The sequence below is a fragment of the Streptomyces sp. H27-H1 genome, assembly GCF_026627445.1.
GTDB lineage: Bacteria > Actinomycetota > Actinomycetes > Streptomycetales > Streptomycetaceae > Streptomyces.
Window position 1 is genome coordinate 1 of the sequence record NZ_JAPNLJ010000081.1, and the last position, 4,750, is coordinate 4,750.

Below are 4,750 nucleotides of genomic sequence, written 5' to 3' on the forward strand. Positions count from 1 at the left end.
GGGCGGCTCCAACGGCTACCGCACCCGCGCCTGGAAGCTCGAGCTCGCCCGCCTTGCCTCCGAAACCGGGCTCACGATCACTGTGTGTCACCTGCCGCCGGGGTCGTCGAAGTGGAACAAGATCGAGGTGCGCCACGAGGCGCCACGGTTACCGGGCAGGGGTGCAAGACCCCTGCCGCCGGACTGTCGCAGTAGTCCGGTGAAGCTGAGGGCAGCCGATCCGTGGAGACGCACGGGGAGGTAGGAGCAGCCCTGACAACGACGGAGCGCGTCGGTACTTCCAGACGACGCGGGTCCGGCAAGCAAGACGAGACGCCGTACGAGAGGAACCAGTGCCTGACGTCCCGTAAGTGTTCCACCGGCTCCAATCTGGAGGATCTGGGCCGGGTGCAGCGCACGCCGTCCGCTTGTCGGTCGGCGACTCCGAAGCCGGTCTTTCGATGCTGGTGAGGAGGCCACGCTGAATGCCTGCGGCGTAGGCGTGGCGATGCTGTCGGGGTAGAGCTGGACGGCTCGCTCGTCGACCGGAAAGTGGTGAACGTGGGAAGCATGCTGGAACCGCCCTTCCCGGCTGGCATCCAGTCAGCCGGTGGGCAGGCCCGTCGTCGGCTGACGGCTCCAGTGTGTGGCGGAGGCCCCGTAGTAGTCCGAGCGCACGAGAGGTGTGTACATGGCGAAGGGGGCCAGCAAGTCAGCGGCCGAAGTGCTGGAAGACCAGGAGGTTCTCGCCGGTGAATACCGACGAACTTGAGGCCGTCACGTATGTGGCGGAGCGACGGGTACTGGAGATCCAGACCAAGCTGCACCGTTGGGCCCGTGGTGATCCTCATCGCAGGTTCGATGACCTGTTCAACCTCTGTGCCGATCCCGCGTTTCTGCTGGTCGCGTGGGATCGGGTGCGGGGTAACAAGGGTGCCAAGACCGCCGGGGTGGATGGCCGCACAGCGGCGTCCATCGTGGAGCGGACGGGCGTCGAGGAGTTCCTCGGCGAACTGCGGGACAGCATCAAGGACCGTAGTTTCCGTCCGCTGCCGGTGCGGGAGCGGATGATCCCCAAAGCGGGCGGGAAATTGCGCCGGCTGGGGATCGCCACGATCGCGGACCGGGTGGTTCAGGCGTCCTTGAAGCTGGTGCTGGAGCCGATCTTCGAGACGGATTTCCTCCCGTGTTCCTACGGGTTCCGTCCGAACCGCCGGGCTCATGACGCGGTGGCCGAGGTGCGCTTCTTCACGTCCAAGTCGTATGAGTGGATCGTGGAGGGCGACATCAAGGCCTGCTTCGACGAGATTTCACACTCCGCCCTGATGGACCGGGTGGGGAAGCGCGTCGGAGACAAACGTGTCCTGAGCTTGGTGAAGGCGTTCCTGAAGTCAGGCATCCTCGGTGAGGACCGGGTACTTCGGGAGACCACCGCCGGGACCCCACAGGGTTCGATTCTCTCGCCGTTGATGAGCAACGTGGCCCTCTCGGTCCTGGACGAGTACATCGCCCAGTCCCGGGAGGCCCGAGGTCTACGCCCTGGGCGCGGACCAAGCGGCGTCGTCAAGGTCTCCCCAACTACCGGCTTACCCGGTACGCGGATGACTGGTGCCTGATGGTCAAAGGCACCAAGGACGACGCCGACGCTCTGCGCGAGGAGATCGCGGAGGTGTTGTCCACGATGGGTTTGCGCCTGTCCGTGGAGAAGACCCTGATCACCCACATCGACGAGGGGCTGGACTTTCTCGGGTGGCACATCCAGCGCCACCGCCAACGCGGATCCAGCCGCAGCTACGTCTACACCTACCCCTCGCGCAAGGCCCTGAAGGCCGCGATGGGCAAGGTCAAGGCGATCCGCCGCAGAACGGCCACCGGCCTGCAACTGGACGAACTGCTCATCCAGATCAACCGGATGCTGTTCGGCTGGTGCATGTACTTCCGCCCCGGGGTGTCCAGCGCGACCTTCCAGTACCTGAGTTCGTACACGTGGAGCCAGGTCATGAAGTGGCTGCGCCGCAAGCACCTCCGGATCAACAGGAAGGATCTCCGCCGTCTCTACTGCGGTGGGGGATGGTGGCCAGCAGGCGGGGAACGGACACTGTTCGATCCCGGCAAGGTGCGCACGACGCGCTACCGATACCGGGGAACAGTCATCCCTTCCCCTTGGCCGACCACCGGATGAAGATCAACGGGGCGGTGAGACGGGACTTGTGGAGCGCCCGGTGCCATGAGAGTGGCACGCCGGGTGCGGGAAGAGGCCCGAAGAAACGGCTCGCTCGAAAGACGAGACCGCGCTTCGGGCCTACTTCACCACCGGCTGTTCTCGCACATCACCATGAATTGGCGCGGACGCCCCCTGGCCAGCCACGAAGTGATCGTCCAGTCGATCGCCGCGACCACCACCCGCACCGGACTGCGTGTGACCGCCCAACTGGACACCAACATCTATCCCACTGGCGTCCAGATCCAGGACGCGGCGATGGCCGCCCTGCCGCTGACCCGACACACGTTCCACGGCGACTGGAACTATGCCCTGCACCCCCAGCCCGTCCCGACCGTCCCGCCGCCCCGGGCCCCGCAGACACCCACCAGGCAGTGGGACCAGACCCTGCTGACCGATCCCGAACTGACCGGCATGACACACCAGCAACTGGACCAACTCACAACAACCCTGGCCCCGGACGGTGACCCCCAGCGAGGCCGACCGCCCCGACTCTCATTCCCCGAACAGGTCCTGGCCACCGTGCTCCACATGCGCGTCGCGCTGGCCGCGGAACCCTTGGCCGTGCTGTTCGGCAGCAGCAGAACCGCCATGCACCGCACCCTGCTGAAGAACCGGCGACTGCTGAAGACCCACAACATCGCCATCCCGCCCGCGACGACGCCACCCTCAGCTCTCGCAGTCCTCCAAGCACGGGTCCTCACCCTCACCGACGAGTCCAACAACATGATCAAGATGACATGTCAATAATCTGCAAGCCCTTAGTCGGTGAGGAGCCTGCGACGGCCCGGATGGTGTCGGGCAGGTTTTCTCGTCGGGTGTGGTGCCGGGCGAGGGCCCGCCAGTTCTTGAGGTGGGCGATGCCGTGCTCGACGGGAATCCTCGCGGAGGAATGGGCGAACCGGGCGGCCTCGTGGTGGGCCATCAGCCATTGGAGATGCTCGAGGTGCTTCCCGCGGCGTTTGCCTGGTGGCGTGATGACCTGGCCGCTGGTCTGTGCACCAAGGCCCTAATAGCCGGCGTCGGCGAGTATCTGCAGGTCGATGGTATCGGCGAGGAGATCAACCAGCCCGGCGTCACGGGCTTGGGTGATGTCGGCGACCGATCCGGCCCGCACCTCACCGCAGAAGAGGAGCCGGCCACGCTGGTCCGTGACGACGACGGCTTTCATCGCGTTGATGCGGCTCTTGCCTGAGATGAACCGACTGCGGCCTCCGCGGTGGGCCGAGGGCCGGGCGGACCCGGATCTCGGTCGCGTCCATCAAAGCGGTCTGTCCCGTCGCTCCGAGATGGGCGATGACGTCGGCGAGTGTCCGAAGCCGAAGCCCGCCATCGATACGGCAGCCCCGGTCCGCGAGCAAGGGCCTGACCTCACCGATCGCGCGGGTGATCGTGGAGCGGTCCACCTCGAACCAGCAGGCCAGGACGTCGTGGGTCACTCCGTGCCGCAGGTGGACCAGGGCCGCCAGGAGCCGGTCGACGAACACCAGCTTGTACTTCGCACCCGCACCGACAGCCCGCCGACGTGGCCCCTTCAGAAGCTCGGCATCTCTGCGGGCCTGCCACACCGGCCCCAACTCAGCCACCAAGTCGGCGATCACAGTGGCTGACACCCCCGTGATCCGACGCTTCGACACGATCAACTCGCGAGCCGCGATCCCCACCACGAACAGCCCAACGACCTCACCCAGCCAGCGTCACGCTAACCATGCACGAGCTCGTTAGACGTCTGTGATCGCTGAGTCTGGTATGGATCTCTCCTCTGAACAGGTTGCTGAACTACGAGAGTTGGCGGGTTCGCGAGACGTGCCGGCTGTCGTGGCGCTTCGTGCACGGATCGTGTTGTGGTCGGCCGAGGGGCGGCGGCGCAAGGACATCGCCGAGCTCGCCGGTGTGGCACCGCTGACGGTGGACCGCTGCAAGTTCCGCTATGCCGAGCGGGGTATCGCCGGGCTGGAGGATAAACGCCGGGGCGGGCCGCGAACTCAGGTGGCGCCCCGGATGCGGGCCCGGGTGATCGCCTTGACGAGAATGTCCCCGTCGGCGGACTCCGGGCTCTCTCACGGGTCGACGCGAACGCTGGCCGACCACTTGAAACGGCGCGAGGGTATTTCTGTGTCCTGGCACTACATCGCCCGCATCTGGCGTGAGGAGAACCTGAAACCGCACTGCAGCGGCACCTCCAAGATCTCGAAAGACCCGGCGTTCGCGGAGAAGGTCGCCGGTCGCCGGCCTGTACCTGGCCCCACCCGGTGGCGCCGTGGTGCTGTCGGTCGACGAGAAGACGCAGGTGCAGGCACTGAGCCTTTTTCAACCTGATGTTGAGGCGTGGTGAAGGACGAGGACGGCTTTCACGAGGTCGGTGATCCGGTTGGTGCTGCGGCGGAGCTTGCGGAGCAGGCGCCTGCCCTTGAGGGTGGCCATGGCCATGGCCATGGCCTGCTCGCCGAGGCAGCGGATCTTGGCGTGGGTGCTGTTGTGCCGGCGCTTCCAGCGTTTGAGCCGGCGGCCCCGAAACGGCACGCGGACTGGCCGGCTGGCGCCCTGGTA

The 4,750-nt window shown here is 66.1% G+C and carries 4 protein-coding genes and 5 pseudogenes; 6 read left to right on the forward strand and 3 right to left on the reverse strand.

The genetic code is table 11. The features are described 5' to 3' along the window. From OTB20_RS39800 to OTB20_RS39815, 4 genes and pseudogenes are all read left to right on the forward strand, one after another. Positions 1 to 133: pseudogene (locus OTB20_RS39800) on the forward strand (ISAzo13-like element transposase-related protein); the annotation flags it as partial. Between the two features lie 598 nt (positions 134 to 731). Then, the gene (locus OTB20_RS39805; RefSeq protein WP_267824804.1) at positions 732 to 1,595 is read left to right on the forward strand and encodes a reverse transcriptase domain-containing protein; all 864 of its coding nucleotides are present in this window, start codon (positions 732 to 734) and stop codon (positions 1,593 to 1,595) included. Beyond that, positions 1,595 to 2,161 (forward strand): group II intron maturase-specific domain-containing protein, encoded by a 567-nt coding sequence (locus tag OTB20_RS39810; RefSeq protein WP_267824805.1) that lies wholly within the window; start codon positions 1,595 to 1,597, stop codon positions 2,159 to 2,161. Before OTB20_RS39805 ends, OTB20_RS39810 begins: the two co-directional genes overlap by 1 nt. A gap of 123 nt (positions 2,162 to 2,284) precedes the next feature. Then, positions 2,285 to 2,950 (forward strand): annotated as a pseudogene (locus OTB20_RS39815) (ISAzo13-like element transposase-related protein); the annotation flags it as partial. A 259-nt stretch (positions 2,951 to 3,209) separates the two neighbouring features. Here OTB20_RS39815 and OTB20_RS39820 read toward each other — a convergent pair. After that, positions 3,210 to 3,371 carry a hypothetical protein gene (locus OTB20_RS39820; RefSeq protein WP_267824806.1) on the reverse strand — a complete coding sequence of 54 codons (162 nt, stop codon included), beginning with the start codon at positions 3,369 to 3,371 and terminating at the stop codon, positions 3,210 to 3,212. Continuing rightward, positions 3,319 to 3,867, reverse strand: a complete 549-nt coding sequence (locus tag OTB20_RS42650) for a transposase family protein (protein WP_324290473.1) — start codon at positions 3,865 to 3,867, stop codon at positions 3,319 to 3,321. The genes OTB20_RS39820 and OTB20_RS42650 overlap by 53 nt, the downstream gene beginning before the upstream one ends. Positions 3,868 to 3,949: 82 nt before the next feature. On the opposite strand from OTB20_RS42650, the pseudogene OTB20_RS39830 reads away from it, so the two are divergent. Both OTB20_RS39830 and OTB20_RS43025 read left to right on the forward strand, forming a co-directional pair. Then, positions 3,950 to 4,333 (forward strand): annotated as a pseudogene (locus OTB20_RS39830) (helix-turn-helix domain-containing protein); the annotation flags it as partial. A gap of 18 nt (positions 4,334 to 4,351) precedes the next feature. Beyond that, positions 4,352 to 4,517, forward strand: a pseudogene (locus tag OTB20_RS43025) (IS630 family transposase); the annotation flags it as partial. Here the strand turns inward: OTB20_RS43025 and OTB20_RS39835 are convergent. Continuing rightward, a pseudogene (locus OTB20_RS39835) lies at positions 4,511 to 4,750 on the reverse strand (IS5/IS1182 family transposase); the annotation flags it as partial. The pseudogenes OTB20_RS43025 and OTB20_RS39835 overlap by 7 nt on opposite strands.

Bases quoted from the DNA above. Each gene is read 5' to 3' on its own strand.
- OTB20_RS39810 (WP_267824805.1), top strand. From the start codon at position 1,595: ATGGTCAAAGGCACCAAGGACGACGCCGACGCTCTGCGCGAGGAGATC.
- OTB20_RS39820 (WP_267824806.1), bottom strand. From the start codon at position 3,371: ATGAAAGCCGTCGTCGTCACGGACCAGCGTGGCCGGCTCCTCTTCTGC.